The 23,748-nt window shown below is 63.0% G+C and carries 21 protein-coding genes; 6 read left to right on the forward strand and 15 right to left on the reverse strand.

Going from position 1 to position 23,748, the window contains the following annotated elements; all coding sequences use genetic code 11:
* The 7 genes from VFL62_RS00340 to VFL62_RS00370 all read right to left on the reverse strand — a co-directional run.
* Positions 1 to 719 (reverse strand): ionic transporter y4hA (locus VFL62_RS00340; protein WP_325170389.1); only part of this gene is annotated, 719 nt, incomplete at its 3' end.
* Positions 720 to 773: 54 nt separating this feature from the next.
* Complete coding sequence (locus tag VFL62_RS00345) at positions 774 to 1,580, reverse strand: alpha/beta hydrolase (protein ID WP_325170390.1); 807 nt, start codon at positions 1,578 to 1,580, stop codon at positions 774 to 776.
* A 202-nt stretch (positions 1,581 to 1,782) separates the two neighbouring features.
* Positions 1,783 to 3,180, reverse strand: a complete 1,398-nt coding sequence (locus VFL62_RS00350) for an NAD(P)(+) transhydrogenase (Re/Si-specific) subunit beta (protein ID WP_325170391.1) — start codon at positions 3,178 to 3,180, stop codon at positions 1,783 to 1,785.
* Positions 3,181 to 3,222: 42 nt separating this feature from the next.
* Positions 3,223 to 3,540 carry a proton-translocating transhydrogenase family protein gene (locus VFL62_RS00355; protein WP_325170392.1) on the reverse strand — a complete coding sequence of 106 codons (318 nt, stop codon included), beginning with the start codon at positions 3,538 to 3,540 and terminating at the stop codon, positions 3,223 to 3,225.
* 11 nt (positions 3,541 to 3,551) lie between these two features.
* Entirely contained in the window at positions 3,552 to 4,676 is a 1,125-nt protein-coding gene (locus VFL62_RS00360; RefSeq protein WP_325170393.1) for a Re/Si-specific NAD(P)(+) transhydrogenase subunit alpha, read from the reverse strand.
* Positions 4,677 to 4,806: 130 nt separating this feature from the next.
* Positions 4,807 to 4,959, reverse strand: coding sequence for an aa3-type cytochrome c oxidase subunit IV (locus tag VFL62_RS00365; RefSeq protein ID WP_325170394.1), 153 nt, complete (start codon positions 4,957 to 4,959; stop codon positions 4,807 to 4,809).
* A 139-nt stretch (positions 4,960 to 5,098) separates the two neighbouring features.
* On the reverse strand, positions 5,099 to 6,964 hold the full coding sequence (locus VFL62_RS00370; RefSeq protein ID WP_325170395.1) for a M3 family oligoendopeptidase: 1,866 nt from the start codon (positions 6,962 to 6,964) through the stop codon (positions 5,099 to 5,101).
* Positions 6,965 to 7,080: 116 nt separating this feature from the next.
* On the opposite strand from VFL62_RS00370, the gene VFL62_RS00375 reads away from it, so the two are divergent.
* The 3 genes from VFL62_RS00375 (at position 7,081) to VFL62_RS00385 (ending at position 12,930) form a co-directional block, all read left to right on the forward strand.
* Positions 7,081 to 8,583: a sigma-54 dependent transcriptional regulator gene (locus VFL62_RS00375; RefSeq protein ID WP_325170396.1), complete on the forward strand. Its 1,503-nt coding sequence runs from the start codon at positions 7,081 to 7,083 to the stop codon at positions 8,581 to 8,583.
* A gap of 366 nt (positions 8,584 to 8,949) precedes the next feature.
* A complete protein-coding gene (locus VFL62_RS00380; RefSeq protein ID WP_325170397.1) occupies positions 8,950 to 11,097 on the forward strand; it encodes a L,D-transpeptidase family protein in 2,148 nt (715 codons plus the stop codon).
* Between the two features lie 258 nt (positions 11,098 to 11,355).
* Entirely contained in the window at positions 11,356 to 12,930 is a 1,575-nt protein-coding gene (locus VFL62_RS00385) for a DUF882 domain-containing protein (protein WP_325170398.1), read from the forward strand.
* A 116-nt stretch (positions 12,931 to 13,046) separates the two neighbouring features.
* Here VFL62_RS00385 and VFL62_RS00390 read toward each other — a convergent pair whose 3' ends face one another.
* Positions 13,047 to 13,322 carry a DUF2312 domain-containing protein gene (locus tag VFL62_RS00390; protein WP_325170399.1) on the reverse strand — a complete coding sequence of 92 codons (276 nt, stop codon included), beginning with the start codon at positions 13,320 to 13,322 and terminating at the stop codon, positions 13,047 to 13,049.
* A gap of 177 nt (positions 13,323 to 13,499) precedes the next feature.
* Positions 13,500 to 13,802 carry a DUF1244 domain-containing protein gene (locus VFL62_RS00395; protein WP_325170400.1) on the reverse strand — a complete coding sequence of 101 codons (303 nt, stop codon included), beginning with the start codon at positions 13,800 to 13,802 and terminating at the stop codon, positions 13,500 to 13,502.
* A gap of 218 nt (positions 13,803 to 14,020) precedes the next feature.
* On the opposite strand from VFL62_RS00395, the gene VFL62_RS00400 reads away from it, so the two are divergent.
* On the forward strand, positions 14,021 to 14,665 hold the full coding sequence (locus VFL62_RS00400; RefSeq protein WP_414644560.1) for a DUF1036 domain-containing protein: 645 nt from the start codon (positions 14,021 to 14,023) through the stop codon (positions 14,663 to 14,665).
* Positions 14,662 to 16,098 carry a pyruvate kinase gene (pyk, locus tag VFL62_RS00405; RefSeq protein ID WP_325170402.1) on the forward strand — a complete coding sequence of 479 codons (1,437 nt, stop codon included), beginning with the start codon at positions 14,662 to 14,664 and terminating at the stop codon, positions 16,096 to 16,098. Before VFL62_RS00400 ends, pyk begins: the two co-directional genes overlap by 4 nt.
* An 18-nt stretch (positions 16,099 to 16,116) precedes the next feature.
* Here the strand turns inward: pyk and VFL62_RS00410 are convergent, their stop codons facing one another.
* Positions 16,117 to 16,542 carry an OsmC family protein gene (locus VFL62_RS00410; RefSeq protein ID WP_325170403.1) on the reverse strand — a complete coding sequence of 142 codons (426 nt, stop codon included), beginning with the start codon at positions 16,540 to 16,542 and terminating at the stop codon, positions 16,117 to 16,119.
* 271 nt (positions 16,543 to 16,813) lie between these two features.
* On the opposite strand from VFL62_RS00410, the gene VFL62_RS00415 reads away from it, so the two are divergent.
* Positions 16,814 to 18,304: a hypothetical protein gene (locus VFL62_RS00415; protein WP_325170404.1), complete on the forward strand. Its 1,491-nt coding sequence runs from the start codon at positions 16,814 to 16,816 to the stop codon at positions 18,302 to 18,304.
* Between the two features lie 60 nt (positions 18,305 to 18,364).
* Here VFL62_RS00415 and VFL62_RS00420 read toward each other — a convergent pair whose 3' ends face one another.
* The 5 genes from VFL62_RS00420 to ftsH all read right to left on the reverse strand — a co-directional run.
* The gene (locus VFL62_RS00420) at positions 18,365 to 19,039 is read right to left on the reverse strand and encodes a helix-turn-helix domain-containing protein (RefSeq protein ID WP_325170405.1); all 675 of its coding nucleotides are present in this window, start codon (positions 19,037 to 19,039) and stop codon (positions 18,365 to 18,367) included.
* A 132-nt stretch (positions 19,040 to 19,171) separates the two neighbouring features.
* The gene (locus VFL62_RS00425; RefSeq protein WP_325170406.1) at positions 19,172 to 20,401 is read right to left on the reverse strand and encodes a glycosyltransferase family 87 protein; all 1,230 of its coding nucleotides are present in this window, start codon (positions 20,399 to 20,401) and stop codon (positions 19,172 to 19,174) included.
* 98 nt (positions 20,402 to 20,499) lie between these two features.
* Entirely contained in the window at positions 20,500 to 21,972 is a 1,473-nt protein-coding gene (locus tag VFL62_RS00430) for an NCS1 family nucleobase:cation symporter-1 (protein ID WP_325170407.1), read from the reverse strand.
* 109 nt (positions 21,973 to 22,081) lie between these two features.
* Positions 22,082 to 22,495: a DUF3052 domain-containing protein gene (locus tag VFL62_RS00435; protein ID WP_325170408.1), complete on the reverse strand. Its 414-nt coding sequence runs from the start codon at positions 22,493 to 22,495 to the stop codon at positions 22,082 to 22,084.
* Positions 22,496 to 22,512: 17 nt separating this feature from the next.
* A partial coding sequence (gene ftsH / locus VFL62_RS00440) for an ATP-dependent zinc metalloprotease FtsH (protein WP_325170409.1) occupies positions 22,513 to 23,748 on the reverse strand: 1,236 nt, incomplete at its 5' end.

Raw genomic sequence — 23,748 nt, forward strand, 5'->3', positions numbered from 1 at the left:
GAGAACTTCTTCGCCAGCAGCACCACCGCGAGCAGCGAGATCAACAGCAACGCGGTGCTGAGCGCGATGATCCGGTTTGAGGCGAACGGGCCGTCATGGGACAGGTTGGCCGAGCCGGCCACGAAATAATCCCGGTGCCGCACCGTCTGGGTGTAGAGAAACACGCCGTAGAGCAGGATGGTCACGACGCTGACGAAGCCAAGCTGGGCGCTCGAATAGACCGGCCCCGGCGTCGTCAGCGTGTAATTCGGCATGATCAGCGTGATGGTGGAAAGCACCGAGAGGACGCTGAGGTAAAGGTTCGAGCCGCTGACCTGAATGTCCTGCTCGCGGTAGCGCAAGCCGCCGACGAGAATGCAGAGGCCGACGAGGCCATTGCAGACGATCATGACCACCGCAAACACCGTGTCGCGCGCCAGCGTGGTCACGGCCTTTTCGCCCAGCATGATGGTTGCGATCAGCGCGACCTCGATGATGGTGACGGACAGCGTCAGCAACAGCGTACCGAAGGGTTCGCCGATTCGCTCCGCGACGACTTCGGCATGATGAACCGCAGCAAACACCGTGCCGAACAGGATCACGAGCAAAACCGCCGCGAACAACCACCCGAACGCCGAAGGCGCGAAGGTGTAGCGAAGCACCGTGACAGATGCAAACAGCAGCACCGACAGCAGCGGGAAAATCCACGCCGAGCGCGGCATTGGTCCATGAGAGCTCATGCGACAATGTCCCCCAGTCCTGGCAACGAACGCAAGACCCGCCACAGAGAGCCGTCAGCCGTCCGGGGCTCCGATAAAGCGTCGTACCGTCTCGATGGCGCCGAAATCGTCGAGATTCTCGTGACCGCCGCCTGCAAATCGGACAAATTGCTTGGGTTCATGCGCCAGCTCGAACAGACGCTCGCCGAACCGGACGTTGATCGCGGCATCGGCATCGCCATGCATGATCAGCAGTGGCACGTTGACGTGCGCAATACGCTCGTCCGAGCGGAATTGATCGCGCATCAGCCAGCGCACCGGGACGTAGCGGAATAACGAAGCGGCAACATCCACCGTCGACGTGTAGGGCGCTTCCAGAACCAGTTTCCCGACGGGATGTTGGGCTGCGATCGCCACCGCAACGCCGGAGCCGAGCGAAAAACCCCACGCCACGATCCGCCGCGCCTCGTAGCGCGCGGCCGTGAAGGCATAGGCCGCCGCGGCATCCTTCATCAGCCCCTGTTCGCTCGGCGAGCCCGTCGAGCCGGCATAACCGCGAAACGATAGCGCGACGAGGCCGGTGCCGTCCGAGGTCAGCTTGCGAAAGCGGCCGGCGCGGCCCGCCAGAAAGTCGCCATTGCCGTGGAAGAACAGAACGACAGCGTGACCCGGCCTGGCCGGCACGTGCCAGACAATGACTTTTTCGCCGTCGTCGGTCGTCAGCACGTGCTCTTCGGCCTGGGGAAGACCGGCGTCGGCCGGCGCGGTGCGTCCGACCGGGGGAATCGGAAACAGCATGTCGCGCTGCTTGAAATACAGCACGGCAACGCCGCCGAGATAGACGGCGACGGCGGCCACAACGATCCATTTCAGCGCGATCATCGATCGGAAACCGGCCGATAGCGGCTATCTTTTCCGCTGTTTCAGAAGCTTCTCGACATCGGATTTGATGCGGTCCGGAATTTCGCGGCAACCGCAATTGCGCGCATGGGCGACATGCCATTTGACGCGTTGCTCGCGCGTGGCCCCGGGTGGCATGCGATTGTCGCGATGCCACGCCTTGTTCAGGACCACGGGCTCTGCCTCACATCGCCTTGACGATGTTCTCGGTAACCTTCTTGGCGTCGCCGAGCAGCATCATGGTGTTGTCGCGATAGAACAGCGGATTGTCGATGCCGGCATAGCCCGACGCCAGCGAGCGCTTGATGAACATCACCGTGCCGGCCTTCCACACCTGCAACACCGGCATGCCGTAAATCGGCGAGGTCTTGTCCTCTTCGGCGGCCGGGTTGGTGACGTCGTTGGCGCCGATCACAAACGCAATGTCGGCCTGCGCGAATTCCGAGTTGATGTCCTCAAGCTCGAACACCTCGTCATAGGGCACGTTGGCTTCGGCCAGCAGCACGTTCATGTGGCCGGGCATGCGGCCCGCGACGGGGTGAATGGCGTATTTCACCTCGACCCCCTCTTTCTTGAGGATGTCGGCCATCTCACGCAGCGCGTGCTGGGCCTGTGCCACCGCCATGCCGTAACCCGGCACGATGATGACCTTCGATGCGTTCTTCATGATGAAGGCGGCATCGTCCGCCGAACCAAGCTTGGCCGGCTTCTGTTCGCCGCTGCCGCCGGCAGCCGCTGCCGTCTCGCCGCCGAAGCCGCCGAGAATCACCGAAATGAACGAGCGATTCATCGCGTGGCACATGATGTAGGACAGGATCGCACCGCTTGATCCGACCAGCGCGCCGGTGATGATCAGCGCGGAGTTGCCGAGTGTGAAGCCGATGCCGGCCGCGGCCCAGCCCGAGTAGGAGTTCAGCATCGAGATCACGACCGGCATGTCGGCGCCGCCGATCGGAATGATCATGAGTACGCCGAGCAACAGCGCGAGAATCGTGATCAGCCAGAAGTCGAGCGCGCTGCCGGACATCACGAGCCCGACGATGAAAAACACCAGCGCCAGCGCCAGCACGATGTTGATGCCGTGGCGGAACGGCAGGATGATCGGGGCGCCGCTCATCCGGGCCGAAAGCTTCAGGAACGCGATCACCGAGCCGGTGAAGGTCAGCGCGCCGATCGCAACGCCAAGCGACATCTCGACCAGGCTTTGCGGATGGATATGGCCGGGCGTACCGATATCGAAGGCTTCCGGCGCATAGAAGGCGCCGGCCGCGACCAGCACCGCGGCCATACCGACCAGCGAGTGGAACGCCGCGACGAGTTCCGGCATCGAGGTCATCGGCACGCGGCGCGCGATGACCGCGCCAATGCCGCCGCCGATCGCGACCGCGACGATCACGAGCAGCCAGGCTGTGCCGTCGGCCGGCGGATGGCTCGCCAGCGTCGTGCCGACCGCAATCGCCATGCCGACCATGCCGAACAGATTGCCCTGGCGCGACGTCGCCGGGCTCGACAGCCCGCGCAGCGACAGGATGAACAGCACGCCTGCCACGAGATACAACAGTGCGGAAAGATTGGCGCTCATCTCAGGTCCCCCGTTTCCTTCTCACCCCGAGGTGATTGCCGATCACTTCGATTTCTTCTTGTACATCGCGAGCATTCGCTGGGTGACCAGAAAGCCGCCGAAGATGTTCACACAGGCAAAGATCAGCGCGACGAAGCCGAAGCCGCGCGCCCAGCCCGAACCGCTCGAGATCATGCCGACGCCGACCGCGAGCAGCGCGCCGACCACGATCACCGAGGAAATGGCGTTCGTCACCGACATCAGCGGCGTATGCAGCGCCGGCGTCACCGACCACACCACGAAATAGCCGACGAATACGGCGAGCACGAAAATCGACAGCCGGAATACGAAGGGATCGACGGCCTGCGCGAGATGCTCCATGGCTTCTCCTCCTATTTCGGCTGGAAGTTCGGGTGGATCACGGCGCCGTCCCTGGTCAGAGCCGTGGCCTTGACGAGTTCGTCGTCCCAGTTCACGGCGAGCGCCTTGCTGGTCTTGTCGATCATGGTCTCGATGAACGAGAACAGGTTGCGGGCATAGAGCCCCGAAGCCGATGCCGCGACACGGCCGGCGACGTTGGTGTAGCCGACGATCTTGACGCCATCGATCTCGACGACCTCGCCGGGCCTGGCGCCCTCGACGTTGCCGCCACGCTCGACCGCAAGATCGACCAGCACCGAGCCCGGCCGCATCGACCTGACCATCTCGCCCGACACCAACTTGGGCGCCGGACGGCCCGGGATAAGCGCGGTCGTGATCACGACGTCCTGCTTCTTGATGTGCTCGGCGGTGAGCGCGGCCTGCTTGGCCTGGTACTCTTTCGACATTTCCTTGGCGTAGCCGCCGGCAGTCTGCGCGTTCTTGAATTCTTCGTCCTCGACCGCCAGGAATTTCGCGCCGAGCGATTCCACCTGCTCCTTGGTCGCCGGGCGCACGTCGGTTGCGGTCACGATCGCGCCGAGACGACGCGCGGTCGCGATCGCCTGCAGGCCTGCAACGCCGACGCCCATCACGAAGACTTTGGCCGCCGGAACCGTGCCGGCCGCCGTCATCATCATCGGGAAGGCGCGACCAAACGCTTCGGCGCCCTCGATCACGGCGCGATAGCCGGCGAGGTTCGCCTGCGACGACAAAACGTCCATCACCTGCGCGCGGGTGATGCGCGGCATCAGCTCCATCGCAAAGGCGGCGACGCCCGCATCGGCCATCGACTTCAGCGCCGCATCGTTGCCGTAAGGGTCCATGATCGCGACGACCAAGGCGCCGCGCTTGTATTTGGCAAGTTCGGAAGCTTCGGGCCGCTTCACCTTGATGACGATATCGGCATCCTTCAGCGCATCGGCACTGACCGTGGCGCCAGCTGCGGTGAAATCGGAATCCGGCAGGCCAGACTTGAGCCCGGCGCCCGGTTCGACAACGACCTCAGCGCCCAGCGCCTTGAACTTTTTCACCGTGTCGGGTGATGCGGCGACCCGCGGCTCGGACGGATCGATTTCCTTGGCAACGGCGATCTTCATGGGGCCTCCGGCGGCGCGGAAAACTCACAGGCGTCATTCCGGCCAGATTGGCAAATCCGGCGCCGGCCTGGCAACCGGTTACAAACGAGCTTGCTTGAGGTCGCGCCACAGGACGTGGCGCGAACGTAAATCAGACGAGGAAAATTGCCATCAGAACGAGGATCACGATCACCGCGGCGGTGCCGTACTTCACCAGCTTGATGAAGCCCTCATAGGTCTGCTCATGGGCCACGTAATCGTTGCCGTCGGCCGTCGTGTAGGCCACTTCGCTGTGATCTGCCATCTCTGTCCCCAGTGAATCTCGAAAGCTCGGGTGGAATTACCGCAAACCGCAAGGCAGGGCAACGCCGCGAATCCTATCGGGCCATTCGGAACGCCAATTGTACCCGCTTCTCCGGGGTCCTTGAGGGGCTAAACCCTGCTCAGTCCATCGCCTCCAGCTCGTCGATCATGCCGGAAATGACCGACAGGCCGCCGTTCCAGAACCGCGGGTCCTTGGCGTCCAACCCGAACGGCTTGAGCAGTTCCGAATAATGTTTGGTGCCGCCGGCCGCCAGCATCGCGAGGTAACGCTCGGCAAAGCCCGACTGCGCGTGCTCGTAGGCGCCGTAGAGCGAGTTCACCAGACAATCGCCGAAGGCATAGGCGTAGACATAGAACGGCGAATGGATGAAGTGCGGAATGTACATCCAGAAATTCTCATAGCCCGGACGGATATCGATGGCGGGCCCGAGGCTCTCGCCCTGCACGCTGAGCCAGATTTCGCCGATCCGCGACGCGGTCAGTTCGCCGTTCTTCCGCTCGGTGTGGACGGCGCGCTCGAAGGTATAGAACGCGATCTGGCGCACCACCGTGTTGATCATGTCCTCGACCTTGCCGGCAAGCAGCGCCTGGCGCTGCTTGCCGCTTTTGGTCTCAGCCAGCAGCCGGCGAAAAGTCAGCATCTCGCCGAACACGCTTGCGGTCTCCGCAAGCGTCAAAGGCGTCGGTGCCATCAGTGCGCCGTTCTTGGCCGCGAGCACCTGGTGCACGCCATGGCCGAGTTCATGGGCCAATGTCATCACATCCCGCGGCTTACCCTGATAGTTCATCAGCACATAAGGGTGGGCCGAGGGCGTCGTCGGATGCGAGAAAGCGCCCGGCGCCTTGCCCGGACGCACCGGCGCATCGATCCAGCGATCGGTGAAAAATCGCTCGGCAATGGTGGCCATATCGGGCGAGAAGCCGCGATAGGCCGATAGCACCATGTTCTTGGCATCCCCCCAGGGGATCGCGCCGGTCGCCGCGAACGGCAGCGGCGCGTTGCGGTCCCAATGCGCCAGCTTCTTCTTTTTGAACCAGCCGGCCTTGAGCCGATAATAGCGATGCGAAAGCGTCGGGTAGGCGGCGCGCACGGCCTCGACCAACGCGTCGACCACCTCGCGTTCGACGCGGTTGTTGAGATGGCGCGAATCCGCAACGTCCTTAAAGCCGCGCCAGCGATCGGAAATTTCCTTGTCCTTGGCGAGCGTATTGGTGACGAGCGCAAATGTGCGCTCATTGGCCTTGAAGGTCTTGGCAAGCGCTTCAGCCGCTGCCTTGCGCTTGGCGCCGTCGCGGTCCTGCAGCAGGTTGAGCGTCGGCTCGATCGCGAGCTCCTTGCCCGATACCTTGAAGCGCAGTGCCGAGATGGTCTGGTCGAACAACCTGTTCCAGGCGGCGTACCCGCTCTGGGACTTCTCGTGGAACAGCTGTTCGACACGATCTTCCAGCTGATACGGCTTGTCCTTGCGCAGATCTTCGATCCAGGGACGGTAATGCGCGAGTTCAGGCGTGCGCATTGCCGCCTCGATCAGCGCATCGTCGACGCGATTGAGTTCGAGCGCAAAGAAAAGCAGATGCACCGAAGCGTTGGTCAGCCGCTCCGAAACGTCGCCGTAGAATTTCGAGATCACGGGATCGACGCTGTCGCCGGCATGTATCAGTCCGGCATAGGAGGATAGCCGGCCCGCGAGATCGTCGATGGCCTCGTAGCGCTTCACGGCCCCTGACAGCCAGAGGCCGCCGCCCTCTGCCGCCGCCTGTGCCGCAAGCTTGCCTTTGTAGTCGTTCTCAAACGCGACACATTCGCTATCCAACCTGTCGAGATCGCGCGTCACTTCCGGCGCGTCGATCGCGGAATATAGATCCGACAGATTCCATTCCGGCAGCTTGTCCGCCTTGATCGCCGAGGCTTTGGCCGCGGCGGCTTTCTTGGAACCGGTCTTGCGTGGGGGCGATTTGCGGAGAGCGGAAGAGCGCGAGGTCATCTTGTTCGAAACCTGTATTCCATCAAAACGGCGAGGCAAGGTTTAAGCAGTCGTTAATCGACGTCGGCCAGAGTGCCCCGATTCGAGACAAATAGTTGTTGCGTGTGAGGAACACCATGCCTGCCACCATTTTGATCGCCGACGACGATGCGGTGCAACGCCGCCTGGTTGAGAATATGGTGCAAAAATGCGGCTATGAGACGATTGTGGTCGATTCCGGCGACGCCGCGATCGAGATACTCACCGCCCCCGACGCGCCGGCGATCGATGCGCTGGTGCTCGATCTCGTGATGCCCGGCCTCGACGGCATGGGCGTTCTCGCCAAGATCCGTGAAGCCGGCCTTGCCATTCCCGTCGTGGTGCAGACCGCCCATGGCGGCATCGACAATGTCGTATCGGCGATGCGCGCCGGCGCCCAGGATTTCGTCGTCAAGCCGGTTGGAATGGAACGGCTGCAGGTGAGCCTGCACAACGCACTCACCACCAGCGCGCTGAAGGGCGAACTGCAACGTATCCGGCACAGCCGCGAAGGCCGCCTGACCTTTGCCGACATCATCACCCGCAGCGAGATGATGACCGGCGTGATGCGGACGGCGAAAAAGGCCGCCGCTTCGACCATTCCGGTGCTGATCGAGGGCGAATCCGGCGTCGGCAAGGAGCTGTTCGCCCGAGCCATTCATGGCTCCGGCGAACGCAAGTCGAAGCCGTTTGTCGCGGTCAATTGCGGCGCGATCCCCGACAACCTCGTCGAGTCGATCTTGTTCGGGCATGAGAAGGGAGCCTTCACCGGCGCGACCGAACGTCACGCCGGCAAGTTCGTCGAAGCTTCCGGCGGCACGCTGTTTCTCGACGAAGTCTCCGAGCTGCCGCTGTCCGCCCAGGTCAAGCTGCTGCGCGCGCTGCAGGAAGGCACGGTCGAAGCGGTCGGCGCGCGCAAGCCGGTGAAGGTCGACGTGCGGATCATTTCGGCGACCAATCGCAAATTGCTCGACCGCGTGAAGAGCGGTCATTTCCGCGAAGACCTGTTCTACCGCCTTCACGTGCTGCCGCTCACAGTCCCGCCGCTGCGCGCGCGCCGCGAGGATATACCGCATCTGGTGCGTCACTTCCTCGCGCGCTTTTGCGCCGAAGAAAACCGCCATATTACCGGCGTCAGCGGCGAAGCCATGACGCATTTGTCGCAACTGGATTGGCCGGGCAATATCCGCCAGCTCGAAAATGCCGTGTACCGCGCCGTGGTGATGAGCGAAGGCGATCAGCTTGTCCTTTCGGACTTCCCACTGAGCGCGAGTATCGCATCGCCGCCGACCGCGGCCTTTCAAGGCGAGCCGCTGGTCGTTGAAACCGCCTTTCACAGCACCCGCGCCGTAAGCGGTAATGAAATACCAATCGCACCCCTCCAAGCCGCAGGGACGCTCGTCATGCTGACCGACGGCGGCGAGGTACGGCCGCTTGAGGAACTGGAAAGCGAGATCATCCGCTTTGCGATTTCTCATTACCGCGGACAGATGTCCGAGGTGGCGCGGCGATTGAAAATCGGCCGCTCGACGCTCTACCGCAAGCTCGATGAAACCATCGACCATTCGGGGGATGGTGGCGGAGCGGGTTCGGAGCGATAGCGCCCGACGCGAATGCAGCGGCGGTAAGGCACGGACGGTATGACCGAAATTGCTGCGCGGCAGAACATTTGAACCGTTGCCGTGAGGTGACAGACAAATGGCCGCCCGCGTGGCAAGACTTGGTTCGAAGCGACGCTTTGCGGTCAGTTTGTCGTGAGTTGTCTTTGCGCTGCTGGCCGCTTGTGAGGTGCCCGTGTATCGTCTGCGTGTGAATCATTGCGGCAGCCATGCCAAACGCGGAACTCTGGAGCACAATTTCACCGAAATGAGCTTTAGAATTCGATCCGGGCGGCGCTTTCGCGAAAGCTTTGACGGACAAACCATAGCTGCCTCGAAACCGGGTCAGCTCACCCAAGGGGTGTGATAATGCGAGACTGTTGGAAGAACCGTAGAGGATACGATCGCGTCTTGATGACGGTCGCGGCCACGTTCCTCACGGTGTCGGCGAGTTCGGCATGGGCGCAGAATGATGCGCCGCGTTCTTCCGCCGCCGAGCTGGCGATCGATGCGGCGGTCCCGCGCCCCGAGCCGGCCAACGTCCCGCCACCCACGGCCGCCGACATCAAGCTGGATTCTATCACGCCGGCAACGACCGCCGCTGCGCCGATTTCCGAACCAACCAAGATCGAGCCCGCAAAGGAAGAAGCCAAGACCGCGCCGGCCATGACCGAGCCGCTGAAAAGCGACACGGTGAAGTCCGATACTGCAACCGCAGTGCCCGCGCCAACCCCGGCGCCCGCCGCCGAACCGGCCAAGGAGCCGGTTAAGGAGCCGGTCAAGGCGGCGAGCAACGTGGCAACTGAAGACCAACCCGTTGCCGACAAGCTGCGCGAAGCATTCGGCGCCAAGGCGCAGCGTTATTTCGATCGCAAGGCCGAGCGCGCCGCCGTCGAGAAGTTCTACGCTGCGCGCGACTACGCGCCGATCTGGACGCAAGGCGGCAAGTTGACGACGAGCGGCAAGGGCGTCGTGGCGCGTCTGAAGGACGCGGGCTCGGACGGCCTGAACCCTGCCGACTATCCGATTCCGGATTTTGCCGCGGCCACCACGCCCGATGCACTGGCGGAAGCCGATCTGAAGCTGACCTCGAGCATGCTGGATTATGCGCGCCACGCCCAGAGCGGCCGCATGCATTGGTCGCAGGTCTCCGGCGACATTCAGTATCCGGAACACCCGACCGATCCGGCCGAAGTCCTGACCAATGTCACGACCGCCAAGGACGCCTCGCTGGCGCTCGACGGCTATAACCCGCCGCATAAGCTCTATCAGGCCCTGAAGAAGAAGCTCGCTGAACTACGCGGCCAGGGTGAAGGCCCGGTGGTACAGATCGCCGAGGGCCCGACACTCAGATACGTGCCCCAGCGCGGCAAGAGCCAGCCCGCGATCGTGCCGGAAGACGACCGCGTGCCGCAGCTGCGCGCCAAGCTTGGTGTCGAAAATCCCGACGACCGGCACTACGACGCCAAGGTCGCCGACGCCGTCCGCAGGTTCCAGGCCACCGCCGACCTGAAGGCGACCGGCATTCTCGACGACAGGACCATCAAGGCGATCAACAGCCCGAAGCGCGACCGCCAGATCGACATCGTCACCGTCAACATGGAGCGCTGGCGCTGGCTGCCGCGGGAGCTCGGCGCGGCCGCGATCGGCGATGCCTATGTCATTCTCAACATCCCGGACTATACGCTGAAGGTGATGCAGAACGGCGCGCAGGTCTGGACCACGCGCGTGGTAACAGGCCAGCCCGGCATTCACGCCACGCCGCTGCTGACCGAGACGATGAAGTTCATCACGGTCAATCCGACCTGGAACGTGCCGCCGTCGATCATCTACAACGAATATCTGCCGGCCCTGCAGCAGGACCCTTCGGTGCTGGAGCGCATGGGGCTGAAGCTGGAACACAACCGCGACGGTTCGATCCACATTTCACAGCCGCCCGGCGAACGTAACGCGCTCGGCCGCATCCGCTTCAACTTCCCGAACAAGTTCCTGGTCTATCAGCACGACACGCCGGACAAGCACCTGTTTGCCAAGGAAGACCGCGCCTTCAGCCATGGCTGCATGCGGGTGCAGAATCCGGATCAATACGCGTCGGTTCTGCTCAATATCACCGAGCCGAATGCGCACTACACCCCGGAAAAGATCCGCGGCATGTACGGGCACAGCGAGATCGACCTGAAATTCCCGACCCCGATCCCGGTCAACATCACCTATCAGACCGCGTTCGTGGACGATGACGGGGTTTTGCAATTCCGCAAGGACGTCTACGGCCGCGACGCCACCATGCTGTCGCTGCTGCACTCCGGCAAGAACAAGGACCTGGAGAATGTGGTCGCCCATTCCCAGCCGAACTATGTGAAGCCGGTCGGCGATCTGCGGATCGCCAGCGAGAACTCGTTCTCGTCGGGGCCCTCGTTCTTCGAGCGTCTGTTCGGTGGCCCCACCCAGTATCCGCCGCCCCCGGGCAGTCGTCGCCGGGGAGCGCCACCCCCAGGCCAGCCCTACTACCAGCGCTGACGCCCACGTCGTCCAAGATTATTGCGTTAAATCAGAGGCCTCGCCGTTCGGCGGGGCCTTTAACGTTAACCATTGTCCATCGTGATCCAGCCGCAGGGCTAGTTTTCGCCACACTCGCTCGGTTAACTTTACCCCTCGGATTTGGGGGAGACGGTTAAGTCTCGCTTAACCGTCCCGCGTTAAGAGTGCATTTACCCTATTCGCCACACGGGGTCGCGAAAGGGTTCAACGCGTAAGTCTGTTGGGGTGGCTCATCACGTGCTGACCGGTTTCGCACGCCAATTCAATCTGCCGTCTCTGCCGAAGGCCGGATATCAGCTCGGGTTAACCTCGGTGCTGCTGCTGGCTGGGATCGGCTCGGTCCACGACGCCAGCGCCCTGAACGAAACCCGCACCCTGTCGTTCCATCACACCCATTCGGGTGAAGACCTCACCGTCACCTTCAAGCGCGAGGGCCGCTACGACGAGGAAGCGCTGAGGCAGCTCAACCATTTCCTGCGCGACTGGCGCACCCAGGACCAGACCACGATGGATCGGCATCTGTTCGATATCATCTGGGAAGTCTACCGCGACGTCGACGGCAAGAAGCCGATCCAGATCATCTCCGCCTACCGCTCTCCCGAAACCAACGCCATGCTTCGTCACCGCTCCGCCCATTCCGGCGTGGCGCGCTTCAGCCAGCACATGCTCGGCCATGCGATGGACTTCTACATCCCCGACGTGCCGCTCGAGCAGATCCGGTTTGCCGGCCTGCGCCTGCAGCGCGGCGGCGTCGGCTTCTATCCGACTTCCGGCTCGCCCTTCGTGCATCTCGACACCGGCAACATCCGCCACTGGCCGCGGATGACGCACGACCAGCTCGTGCGCGTGTTCCCCGACGGACGCACGGTCCATGTCCCCTCCGACGGCTCGCCGCTGAAGGGATATGAACTGGCCCGCGCCGAAATCGAGCGGCGCGGCAACGGCGACGACGCGGCAACCGTCGCCAAGCCGCCGAACCTGCTCGCCCGCCTGTTTGGCGGCAAGTCCGGCGACGATGAGGACGAAGGCTCCACCCCCGCGGTGCAGGCCAAGGCGGTACCGACCGTGCAGGTTGCCGCGGCAAAGCCGGCCGATGCTGCGCCGGCGCCGCGTACGCGCATGACGGGCGCGACGCTGCAACTGGCCGCCGCCGATACGCAGATCGTGCAGCCCGTCCGGCCGAAGCAGCCGACAGCCTCCGACAGGGCCGAGGCCAAGCCGCAGACGCCGGCTGACATCATTAACGCCCGCGGCTTCTGGGATGACATGCCTGCCGCTCCGAACCAGGCGAGCCCGGCCCAGATCGCCGCCATCAATGCCCGCAAGGCGCTGGCATCGACCGATCCGCAGTCAACCTCGAGCGTGCCGGCCGCCTATCAGGCGATGGCCTACGCGCCGGAAGCCTCGGCGCCGGTGGATCACCCCAGCGCACCTCACGGCGCCAGGGCTGCATCGACTGGCCGCAATTCGCTGGCTGCCAACGAGGTCACGACCGTCATTGCCAAGGGCCAGAGTCAAACCAAAGATGGCGTGGTCGCGAATGCAACGCGGCTTGTCGCCTCGCAAGCTACCGATGTCTGGATGCGCTTGATGATGCTGGCGCCGAGCGCACGTACGGCGATGTCGGTCACCATGCTTGGCGACGCCAATATGACGCTGCTCAGCACGCTTTTCGTCAAACCCCGGGCGAGCGTGGTGATGGGCTTCTCGGACGATCCGCTGATGGGCCTGACCACCGACCGCTTCAGCGGCCCGGCGATGGCGCCGCTGACGATTCAATCCTTCGGGTTGCGGACGGCATCGCTGCGCTGAAGCCTATTTCCCGGCGCCGAGAAACGCACCAGCGCGCGTTCCAATCATGACACTGGAACAGTCATCGATCCCTCGAGACGCGGCGTCATCAGCCGCGCCTCGATCATCATGATGCCTCACAGCATTCCGAGCGCCTGCAGATAGGTCTCCAGGATCGTTTCCTGCTCGGCCCGCTCGTTGGCGTCCTGCTTGCGCATCCGGATGATGGTGCGCAGCGCCTTGACGTCGAAACCGTTGCCTTTTGCTTCCGCGTAGACGTCGCGGATGTCGTCGGAGATGGTCTTCTTTTCTTCCTCAAGCCGCTCGATACGCTCGATAATGGCCTTGAGCTGATCCTTGGCGAAGCGCGTCGCGGGGGCTTCGTCTTCCTTGACGGCAGCAGACGTGGCCATCGGTTTACTCCTGAAATCGACTGAGGGATGGATTGAAAAAGAAAGCGCCGCACGTCCGAAGCGCGAGGCGCCGTTTTCAAAATGACCCTCAAGAGTATGGCCGCCGACGTCAAGCCGACAGGCCCGCTCATCCACAGCGCGCCCACAGGAACAGGCCCATTGCGGCCAATACGCCGCTTAATGACCGGGATGGACCTTCTTCATCGCAGCCAGTTGCTCCGGCGTCGCGGTGCCCTGAAATTTTTCCTTCCAGGTCTCGTAAGGCATGCCGTAGACGGCTTCGCGACTTTCATCCTTGCTCATCGCAGCGCCCTTGGCGTCGGCCTCTTCCTTCAGCCAGTTGGACAGACAGTTGCGGCAGAAGCCGGCCAGATTCATCAAATCGATGTTCTGGACATCGGTGCGCTCGCGCAGGTGCCCCACGAGCCGGCGGAAGGCCGCAGCCTCAAGCTCTGTTCTGGTTTTGTCGTCGATTGCCATGACCGGTTCCGTCTTCCCTCGCCTTGTGATCCACTAACGATCAGGTAAGAGACTGTCACATATTTTTCCACATCACGACGCCAATATTCGGGCGCTGCCGGCCGGGGCCGAGGTGGTCCTTCGAGCGGAAATGTCGGCGAAATTCCGCTTGACCCACGAAGGTTAGAATCGGACCACTTCACGCGAAACCGTCAATATCCTGCTATACCTTGGCGTCGATGACTGCAAAAGATTCGCGTTTAACGGCCGGACCTGCAAAGCGCCTCCGCGTCCCTGATCAAACCCGCCGCTTGCGGTGCAGGAACTTCAGATCGGCGGTGGCACCTGCTTTGCTTTTTGTGCTGGCCTGTCTGTGGAACGGATCGGCGGCGGCCGACTTTCGTCTCTGCAACAATACCTCGAGCCGCGTCGGCATCGCGCTCGGTTACAAAGACGCGGAGGGCTGGACCACGGAAGGCTGGTGGAACGTTTCCTCGCGAAGCTGTGAGACACTGCTGCGCGGCACGCTGGTTGCGCGGTATTATTATATCTATGCGCTCGATTACGATCGCGGTGGCGAATGGTCGGGACAGGCTTTCATGTGCTCGCGCGACAAGGAATTCACCATCCGCGGTGCGGATAATTGTCTGGCGCGCGGCTTCGACCGGACCGGCTTCTTCGAAGTCGACACCGGCGACCAGCGCGCCTGGACCGTGCAGCTCACCGACTCCAATGAGCAACAACCCGCGCAGCGGGTGCCTGGAATTCCCGGTACGATCGGCCCGGGTGGCGCCGGAAATATTCCGGGCATTCCCAATCCGCCGGGCGGACTGACCCCTGGCCAAGGTCTGCCGCCAACCCCAGCGCCCGGGACCAAGCCATGAGGCGTCTGCGCCGGATCAAGATCCTTGCAACGCTCGGCCCCGCCTCTTCCGACAGCAGTGTCATCCGCAAGCTGTTCGAGGCCGGCGCCGATGTGTTTCGCATCAATATGAGCCATACCCCGCACGACAAGATGCGGGAGCTGGTGAAGACCATTCGCAATGTTGAAAGCAGCTACGGCCGGCCGATCGGCATTCTGGTCGATCTGCAAGGGCCGAAGCTCAGGCTAGGCGCGTTCACAGACGGCGCGGTACAGCTCCACAACGGCCAGAGCTTCGTGCTGGATTCCGACAAGGCGCCGGGAGACAGCACCCGCGTCCACCTGCCCCATCCGGAAATTCTCGCCGCACTCAAGCCCGGCCATGCGCTTCTGCTCGATGACGGCAAGGTGCGGCTGATCGCCGAGGAAACCTCGCCCGAGCGCGCGGTGACCCGTGTCGTGATCGGCGGAAAAATGTCGGACCGCAAGGGCGTGAGCCTGCCCGACACGGACCTGCCGGTCTCCGCGATGACGCCGAAAGACCGGGCCGATCTCGAAGCGGCGCTGGTGACCGGCGTCGACTGGATCGCGCTGTCCTTCGTGCAGCGCGCCGAGGACGTGGTCGAGGCCAAGAAATTGATCCGCGGCCGCGCCGCCGTGATGGCCAAGATCGAAAAGCCGCAGGCGATCGATCGGCTCGCTGAAATCATCGACGCTTCCGATGCGCTGATGGTGGCGCGCGGCGATCTTGGCGTCGAACTGCCGCTGGAGCGCGTGCCGTCCCTGCAAAAACAGATGACGCGGATGGCGCGCCGCGCCGGCAAGCCGGTAGTGGTCGCAACGCAAATGCTGGAGTCGATGATCCAGTCGCCGGTGCCGACGCGCGCCGAGGTCTCCGACGTCGCCACCGCCGTCTATGAAGGCGCCGATGCCATCATGCTGTCGGCGGAATCGGCGGCCGGCAAATTTCCGGTCGAAGCGGTCGCGACCATGAACCGCATCGGCGAAGAGGTGGAACGCGACCCGACCTATCGGGGCGTCGTCAATGCGCAGCGCGCCGAGCCCGAGCCGACGGTCGGCGATGCGATTGCGGACGCGGCACGGCAGATCGCCGAGACCCTCGATCTCTCCGCGATCATCTGCTGGACTAGTTCGGGATCGACCGCTTTGCGCGTGGCGCGCGAGCGGCCGAAGGTTCCGGTGGTGGCGATCACGCCAAATCTCGTCACAGGGCGGAAACTGTCCGCGGTATGGGGCGTGCATTGCGTCGTCGCCGAAGACGCCAAGGACCTCGATGACATGGTGAGCCGTGCCGGCAGCATCGCCTTCCGCGACGGTTTCTCGCGCGCGGGTCAGCGCATCATCATCGTCGCCGGGGTGCCGCTGCGCGCACCCGGCACCACCAACATGCTGCGTATCGCCTCAGTAGGCCCGGACCAGGACGCGGAAATCTGAAGCCGCGGCCGCGTCTCGTCAGGCGAGCTTCGCGTCCAGCGTGATCTCGGTGTTGAGAAGTTTGGACACCGGACATCCGGCCTTGGCTTTGCCGGCCAATTCCTGGAATTTTGCGTTGTCCGCGCCGGGGACCTTCGCCAGAAGCGACAGGTGCACGCGGGTGATGGCAAAGCCGTCGCCGACCTTTTCAAGCGTGACGTCGGCTTTGGTTTCCATGTGCTCGGCGGTGAGCTTGGCCTCGCCCAGGATCAGCGACAGCGCCATGGTGAAACAGGCTGCGTGCGCCGCGCCGATCAGCTCTTCCGGATTGGAACCGGGCTTGCCCTCGAAGCGGCTGGCAAAGCCGTAGGGATACTCATTCAAGGCGCCGCTCTTGGTCGAAATCGCGCCCTTGCCGTCCTTGATGCCGCCCTGCCATTTCGCCGATCCTGATGTGGTGGTCATGAGAACTCCACGAGCTTGAGGTGAGGCGGGATCATGCCCCGGCAATGCGGCAGAATTGTTCGAGGCCGCGCATTGGCGCAATCGTGCGGCGAGTTCCCGGCAAACATTCGTTAACCAGAAACCACCTTCGCCCGGTAGGGTCCCAAATGCGCCCCCCTCCTTTACCCGGCCTTAGATTGACAGGCCTAAAGCACCTGATGTGGCGTCTTTCATGCGGTCCCCAGGCGCGCGGGCTGCTGCGGAGCTCGGTTCGAAGGTCTAGGAGGCCGTTATGACTGTGCTGGAGGCCTGCGGCTCCGAGCTCGATCAGAAGCCAAGGCCGATCAGAACCTATTTCCAGGCGTCCGGCGTCTATGTATTCCTGATCGCCGTCACCAGCATCTATTACCTGTTGAACGCATCGCTGCTGCTCTGCCACTTCGATCTCGGATGGCATCTGGCCGCCGGCGACTTGATCCGAGAGCGCGGTAGCGTTCCGTTCCAGGACCCCTGGGCGTTCACGCTGGGTGACCGGCAGTGGTTCAATCTGTCGTGGCTGTGGGATGTGATGGCCAGCATCCTGGTCCAGTACACGGGCTTTGGCGGCCTTACGCTATCGGTGGTCGCATGCGGCGCGATCATCGTCGGCTATCTGACCTCGCTCTGCCTGAGCAAGGGCGCATCGGCGCTCGCGACCTGCATCGCCGTTTTGTCCGCTTGTGTGCTTTACCCGGCGTTTGCGACCCCGCCCAATGTCTACCTCGCCGCCGCGCCGAACACGGCGACGATGTTGTTCTCCGTCATTTTCTACGCGGAATGCCTGAAGCGAACGCGGCTGTTCCTGCTGCCCGCGATGATGGTGCTGTGGGTCAATCTGCACGGCGGCTTTCCGCTTGGCTTGCTGATCCTCGGCACGTTCTGCGGCATCGCATTGCTCAAGCGCGATTGGACCAATTTCAAAACCTACGCCCTGGTGAGCGCCGGCTGTTTTGCGGCGATCTTCGTCAACCCGCTCGGCTGGCACATCTACGACGGGGTCAGGGCAACGCTCGGCCATTTCGTGCAGGGCTACATCACCGAGTGGGAGTCTTTTGCGCGCAACGCGACCATGCCCGGGAGCATTCCCGGCATCATCTGGATTTCGCTTTTCGTCGTCCTCGAACTGTTGCACCGGACCTCGCGGCCCGTTCCGATCGAGGCGCGCCTGCTTGCCTGGCTATTTTTGTTCCTGGGATTTTATCAGTATCGATATATGTCGTTCTTTTTCCTGTTTTCGGCGCTGCCCATAAGCCTTCATATCGAGGGCCTGCTGCCAAATTCGCCGGGAAGATTCGAAGCCGAGCGGCTGCTCCTTGCAGCCGGCATCTTTGCATTGTGCGCGCTGCCGTTGACGTTCATGCACGTGCGGCCGGGCCTCGGGCTGACGGACGGACTGCTCTCGGACGATGATGCGCGCTATCTGCAGGCCAATTTCTCGCAGGCGCGGATTCTCAATCACTGGAATGTCGGCGGCGCGCTGATTTTCCGCACTCGCGGCCGCGTGCCGGTGTTCGTCGACGGCCGCGCGGCAACCGCCTATCCCGACTCGCTGCTGCGCGACTATCTCACGCTTCCGAAATGGGAGATCGACGAGGCCGCCTGGGACCATGTGATCGAAAAATACAGGATCGACGCGGTGTTCTGGCCAAGCGTGCACGACGTGCTGAAGCGCTTTCTCGTCGACAAGCGAGGCTGGAAAGAACAATACGTGGGCTTGCACGAGACCCTTTACGTCAAACCCTAGCGCGACATCCTGTGCTGGCCTGAACGCGCCGCAAGGCAACACAAAGGTCGAAAGTGGGCGCTAAGCGCCGACCAGCGCCTTGGCAGGCAGCGCGGCCTGCACCACGAGACCGCGCGCGCGGGCATCCATCACGCCGACGGCGCGTAGCGCCAACAGCGTCACCGTTTGTACCGCGTCGCGCAGCTTTCCCGGATCGTCCATATTGTCCACCGCGAGCGGACCGACCAGCGCTTCATGGAGCGCGCCAAGCAGCGCGGTAGCGGCGAGGCTGGTGTCCTGCGCCGGCAGGTGTCCGGCGCGGACCGCAGCATCGATCCGGCTTGCGACTTCGTCCACCACCGCCCGCCGGCTGGCGAGGCGGGAGGCGCTGACATCGACATCGACCGGTTCAGCCAGAATGCCCCAGGCGAGCCGGCGCTGCGACAGCGCGTGCACCGCGACCGTGGTGACGGCCGCCGCCAGCGCCGAGGACGGGCCGGGAGCGGCATCTGCGGCGCGACGGATCGCGGCGAGTTCGTCGCGCGAGACTTCGGCAATCAATTCGGAAATCAGATCGGCCTTGGATGGAAAATAGCGATAGACGGTGCCGGCAGCGACGTTGGCGCGCACTGCAATCGGCGCGATCTGGACCGCCGCCATGCCGCCTTCCGCGGCAGCGTCTCTCGCCGCTGCCAGGATAGCGCTGCGACGCGCCGCAAGGCGTTTGACGACCTGATGGGTCCGCCGATAAACCATTTTGCGTTTCCCGCTCCCGGCGCGCTCCAGGCTCTATCAGCCGAGCGCGTTCAGTTCTTGGCGGCCAACGAGCAGCCGCTCGAAAAACTGAACAATAATTCAGGCCAGTTTACAAGCGGTTTTGGATCACCGCTAACCTGCGGCCGCGGCGGTACGCCTGGGCCCGCGCTGCCCTCGCCACCACGGCCCGATGCGCTGGGCAATGAGGGCGGCAACCACCAGCGTCGCCCCAAAGCCGGTCGGTGCCCCCAGCAACGAGAAGATCATCAACAAGCCGGTGACAAGGCCGAGCGCCGGCAGTTCGTGCCGCTCGAACCCCTCTTCGAGGCCAATGCGGACCAGAAACGCCACGGCGATCGCCAGCACCATCTCATCGTAGAGAAAGAGATAGGGCGTGACCAGCAAAGCGCCGGCGGCCAGGCTCGCGGCCTTCAACTCGTAGCGGATCTCGCGGCTGCGCCATACCAGCGCGAGCGCGACTGCGACGGCGACGCTGAGCATCCATTGCAACGCCCAGGCCAGCGCTTCAGGACCGCCGAAGTAACGGGTCAATCCGAAGATGCTTTGCAGCTTGCCCCACGGCGCCCGCCCCTCGACCAGGAAAGCCTGGTTGAACATCGGCAGCCAGTGCACGAAAGCCTGCCAGCTCTCGGTGCCGAAAGCGAGCCAGGAGACCGCGGCCAAAAGCGTCGCAACGACGCCGGCGGTAAAAAACACCCGCCATTGCGAGGCGGCGATCAGCACAAGTGGAAACAACAATCCGTATTGCGGCTTGTAGCTCAGGAGGCCGAGACAGATTCCCGACAGCACCGGCCAGCGCGGCATCGCGACCAGCGTACCGCCGATCAAGGACGCCGTGAGAAATCCGTTTTGGCCCACCAGGGTGTTGGTGAAGACCACGGGAAACGCCGCGGCGAGCAGGAAGCCAAAAGCGCGGCCAACGATGGCGCGCATGACGGCGAGATATGGCAGGAAACTGATCGCGACCCAGCCGACGAAGGCGACCGCGTATGGAAAATGGGCGAGTACGGCCGCCACAAACAGAAACGGCGGCGGATAGTGCCAGGCAAAATTGCCAGGATAGCTCTGGCCGAGAACCGCGACCTGAACTTGCTTCTGAATGTCCCAGTCGTAGGCAAGCGCGGGATGACCGTCGAGAACCAGGCGGCCGGCGGACCAGACGTTGACGAAATCGGTCGGAATGCCAAGTCCGTTTTCGTCGAACAGCCACCAGTGCGCGGTAATCCCGCTCTGCAGTAGAGCGGCATTGATCATGCACAGCACGAGGCAAGCGATCGGGAGCGCGGGCGGCAAAGCACGCCTCGCTGCGGGTACGGTGATATCGGAGGTCAGCGTCGCCATGCGGGGCCTCTGGCGCAACGCGCGCCCCGCAAGCTTTAGGCCGGCCGGCTTGCCGAAGTCTTAAGACGAGGCGGTATCTGGCGCAGGATTTGACCGTCTCAAGCCACGGCTCCGGATGGCGCCCTCATCTCGCGGCCGCGCATCAGCGCCATGTAGAACAAAGCGCCGAGCACGGCCCCGATCAGCCAGCCCCAATCCCCGACATTCGTAATCACGCCATAGGCGCCGGCTAGCGCGAGCCCAATCGATACCGCCGCCGAGGCTGCCAGCGCCAGCAGCGCACGCGCGTTCCACCCGTTCTCGAAATGCAGCGAGCCATTTGGCGACATCGTATAGAGGTCGTTGAGCACGACCTGCTGGCGCTTCACGAGATAATAGTCGGCCACCATGATCCCGAACATCGGACCCAGAGCGGCGCCGAAAATGCTGACGAAGATCGTGATCGCCTGCGGACTGGAGACGAAAAGCCACGGGCACACCACCACCGAGAGGATCGAGGTGATGAGGCCACCAAGCCGGAAGTCGATCTTGTCGGGATAAAGATTGGAAATGTCGTAGGCCGGCGATACGAAGTTGGCGACGATATTGATCCCCATGGTCGCGACGATGAAGGTTATCGAGCCGAGCGCCACGACGAAGGGATTGCCGATCCGCTCGACGATGCCGACCGGATCCATGATCGCCTGTCCGAACACCTTCACGGTGCCTGCGGTGACGATGACCGTGACGATCGCGAACACGATGAAGTTGATGGGAAGGCCAAGAAAATTTCCCAGCTTCATCGCGCGTTCGTCTTTGGCAAAACGTGAGAAGTCGCCGAAATTCAGCAACAGCGCCGCGAAATAAGCCACGATCAGCATCGCCGCGTTTGCCATATGCGCAAGCGCCGAGCCCTCGGCGGGCGGCGCCAGTTGCAGCGAGAGGCTGGAGATTCCCGTCTGCGCCACGATCCAGATCGCAAGTGCAAACATCACGACGTAAACGACCGGTCCGCAGAAGTCGATGAACTTGCGGATGGTCTCCATGCCATTGAGAAAGATCAGAAGCTGGAACAGCCACATGAACAGGAACGCGCCCCAGCCCAAGCCGGAAAGCCCGAAATACGACGAATGCGTCCAGGCTTCCGCGGCGGGATAGAATGTCAGCACCAGCACCTGCACGGCTTTGGACGCGAAGTAGGTCTGCACGCCGTACCAGACAACGCCGACAATGCCGCGCAAGGCGGCAGCGATATTGGCGCCCATGACGCCGAATGCCATTCGCGCCACCACCGGGAATGGCGTGCCGTATTTCAGCGACGGACCGCCGATCAGGTTCATCAGGAAATAAACTGCGACGATGCCGATCGTCATCGCCAGCAACACTTCCCAGCCGGTCAGGCCGAGAAAGAACAGGCTCGCGGCGAAGGTATATCCGCCGACCGAATGCACGTCCGACATCCACATCGCGAAGATGCTGAACACGCCCCATGTTCGTCCGGCCGGCGCAACCGGGGCCAGATCATGATTGTAGAGACGCGGGTCGGCGTCGGGCACGGCAATGACGGGTGAGGCGTTCGAATGGCCTGACATCGGCAGCTCCTGGACATCACCGGCGAAGAGACGTTGCAGCTTATTTCAAGCAAGTCCCGCGCCAAGGGCTATTCCGGCTTCGTCCCACTCTTTTTGGGGGAGTGGCTGCCTACCGATCGCCTCGCTGGTCTTTTGGGATCACGAATTTCAACCCTGACCAGGTGTCGTCGATCGCACATACCTTGATATCGACAAGGCCGAGCGGCAGCGCGGTGTCGCGCACCACCAAGTCGGTCAGATCGCTCGCAACGCCTGAAGATTTCTTCGGCCAGGACACCCAGATCATGCCGTCGGACGCGATGCTCTTGCGGTAACGCTTGAGCTTGGCGGCCAGCCCCGCCGCACGCGTTGCGAACAGATGCACCATGTCGAGGGAAGGACCTGGTTCACGCTTGACGGTAACATTGGCTGGCAACGAACCAATCATCGCCTCGTAAGCCGATGGTGCGCCGTCGACAAAAATACAAAAGCCCGGCTTGATGCCGAGCTTTTGCGAGACTGCTTTACCTGAATAGGCGGCCATTGCCGCGAACCGCCGCCTTAGGCCTGCGGCTGCGGCTCCAGTCCGGGATCCGGATCGGGACGCGGACGCGGCTTGCCGGCGGGCGGCACCGCCGAGGCGCGCGGCGTCGTCGGCTCCAAGACCGACTCGCGGTTCGGCTTCTTGCCTTTCAGGAGATCGATAATCTCGTCACCGGTCAGCGTTTCATATTCCAGAAGGCCCTTGGCGAGTGCTTCAAGATCCTCGCGCTTGTCGGTGAGAATCTGGGTGGCCTGCTTGTAGCCTTCCTCGACCAGACGCTTGATCTCGCTGTCGATCTTCTGAACCGTCGCTTCCGACGCATTCTGGGTACGCGACACCGACATCCCCAGGAACACCTCATCCTGGTTCTCGCCGTAGGATACGGTGCCGAGCTCCTCGGAGAGGCCCCAGCGGGTCACCATCATGCGCGCCAGCCGTGTGGCTTGCTCGATGTCGGAAGCCGCACCTGACGTTACCTTCTCGCGGCCGAACACCAGTTCTTCGGCGACACGGCCGCCCATCATGATGGCAAGACGCGAGGTCATCTGTTCCAGCGACATCGACAGCTTGTCGCGCTCCGGCAACTGCATCACCATGCCGAGCGCGCGACCGCGCGGAATAATGGTCGCCTTGTGGATCGGGTCGGTGGCGATGACGTTGAGGCCGACGATGGCATGGCCGCCTTCGTGATAGGCCGTCAAGAGCTTCTCTTCCTCGGTCATGACGAGCGACTTGCGCTCGGCACCCATCATGACCTTGTCCTTGGCCTCTTCGAACTCGGCCTGCGTCACCATCCGCTTGTTGCGGCGAGCGGCCGTCAGCGCCGCCTCGTTGACGAGGTTCATCAGATCGGCGCCGGAGAAGCCGGGCGTGCCGCGAGCAATGGTCTTGAGGTTAATATCGGGCGCGAGCGGCACCTTGCGGACGTGGACCTTGAGAATCTGCTCACGGCCGACGACGTCCGGATTGGGCACCACGACCTGACGATCGAAACGGCCCGGCCGCAGCAGCGCCGGATCGAGCACGTCGGGACGGTTGGTCGCGGCGATCAGGATCACGCCCTCGTTGGCCTCGAAGCCGTCCATCTCGACCAGCAACTGGTTCAGCGTCTGCTCGCGCTCGTCATTGCCGCCGCCGAGACCGGCGCCACGATGACGGCCGACCGCATCGATTTCGTCGATGAAGATGATGCACGGCGCGTTCTTCTTGGCCTGCTCGAACATGTCGCGCACGCGGCTGGCGCCGACGCCGAC

The organism is Bradyrhizobium sp., assembly GCF_035701725.1.
GTDB lineage: Bacteria > Pseudomonadota > Alphaproteobacteria > Rhizobiales > Xanthobacteraceae > Bradyrhizobium.